The sequence below is a fragment of the Kitasatospora sp. NPDC097643 genome (genome assembly GCF_040302625.1).
In the GTDB taxonomy this organism is placed as follows: domain Bacteria; phylum Actinomycetota; class Actinomycetes; order Streptomycetales; family Streptomycetaceae; genus Kitasatospora.
Genome location: NZ_JBEOSA010000174.1, coordinates 1 through 1,445 on the forward strand (window position 1 = coordinate 1; position 1,445 = coordinate 1,445).

Annotated in this window: 1 protein-coding gene; it reads right to left on the reverse strand. The window is 70.5% G+C overall.

What is annotated here, in order from left to right:
* Positions 1-172: 172 nt before the first annotated feature.
* Positions 173-1,396, reverse strand: a complete 1,224-nt coding sequence (locus ABTY15_RS39675; protein ID WP_350607694.1) for an IS4 family transposase — start codon at positions 1,394-1,396, stop codon at positions 173-175.
* Positions 1,397-1,445: the final 49 nt, after the last annotated feature.

The following is a 1,445-nucleotide window of genomic DNA, read 5'->3' on the forward strand; positions in this document are numbered from 1 at the left end:
CCCAATGCCGGTGACTTAGGTCGTCTCCGTTCTGGTGATTGTGATGGTTGCTGGGGCTGGTGGTGGCCAGTTGTGGTGTTGGGCGCGTTTGAGGGGCCAGTTGGACATCTTGCGCTTGATGACGCGGGGGCAGGTCCGCTGACGGCGCGGGGGTAGCAGGCGTTCGGTGATCTCAGCCAGGGTGCGGGTCAGCGCCCGGGCGAGTCTGCCGGGGGAAAAGTGCCGCCTGGGCGGGGACCTGGCGGCGCACGACGCGCAGGCTGCGGGTGAAGGACAGCCGGTCGGGGTCGAGTCCCTCGCGCAGGGCGGCCTGGTGCATCAGCTGTCGGATGGCGTGGTGCACGAGCAGGAAGCCGTAGACCTCCTGCTCGACGCCCCACGGGTACTTCGAGCGCAGGACGAGGCCGGGGCCGCGCTGGTGGGTCTTAATCTCGTCCAGGGTGGTCTCGATCTCCCAGCGCTGGCAGTAGAGCGCGGCCAGGTCGGCGGCGGGTGCCGCCGCGGGGTCGAGGATGGTGGTGAGGAGCCGGTAGACGGTGGTGTCGCCGGTGCCGGGCAGGGTGTATTCCACGACCCGCACGGTTACCGGGTTGCGACGGCTCCTGCGGTCCGGCTCGGCATGGACCGTGCTCAGGTAGGACCCGTCGTCGAGGGCCTTCGTCACCGGTAGGGATGCGCTCCTGCGGACCCGCCACAGCAGGTCCGCGCCGGTGGCCCGGGCCTGCTGCCACAGCTCGAACCCGTAGAAGCCCCGGTCGGCCAGCAGGAGCATGCCCACCCGGAGGTGGGCGAACAGTTCACGGGAGAGGGACTGCTCGCTCGCTGACAGTGCACCGGTGGTGGCGGCGAAGACGGCGTGTGTGCCGCATTCGGCCAGCGCCACCAGTCTGGCCTGCGGGAACGCGCTCACTCCCCGCCCGCAGGCATGCCGGCCGAAGAAGTCGACGTTGGCCTCGGTGTCCGCCAGGTCCAGCATGGTGCCGTCCACCGCCACCAGGCGCCAGTCCCGGTACCAGGCGCCGGCGGTCTCGGGCGCGGCCACCGGACGGCACACCCGCCCGAACAGCGCCTTCAGCGGCTCAGGTCCCAGACGTCGGCGTGCCCGCCCGATCGCGGCGGTCGTCGGCACCCGCCACGACCGCCGCCCGTCCCCGAGCCCCTCGCCCAGCAGCCGCGCGACCTCTTCGTAGCCCTGCCCGAAGAAAAGGCACATCGCGAGCACGAAGTAGACGACCACCCGCGCCGGCAGCAGCCGACTGCGCTGCTCGACCCGACCTGTCTCCGCGATCACCTCATCCACCAGACCCGGCGGAAACGCCTGGGTCAGCACCCCGATCGCGATCCGATCCGACAACCGCTCACCCGCAGGCGACTTGACCTGCCCCACCCTCGCCACACCACAACCAACGACAGCGGGAAGCCAAAGTCACCGGCATTGGCCCTAG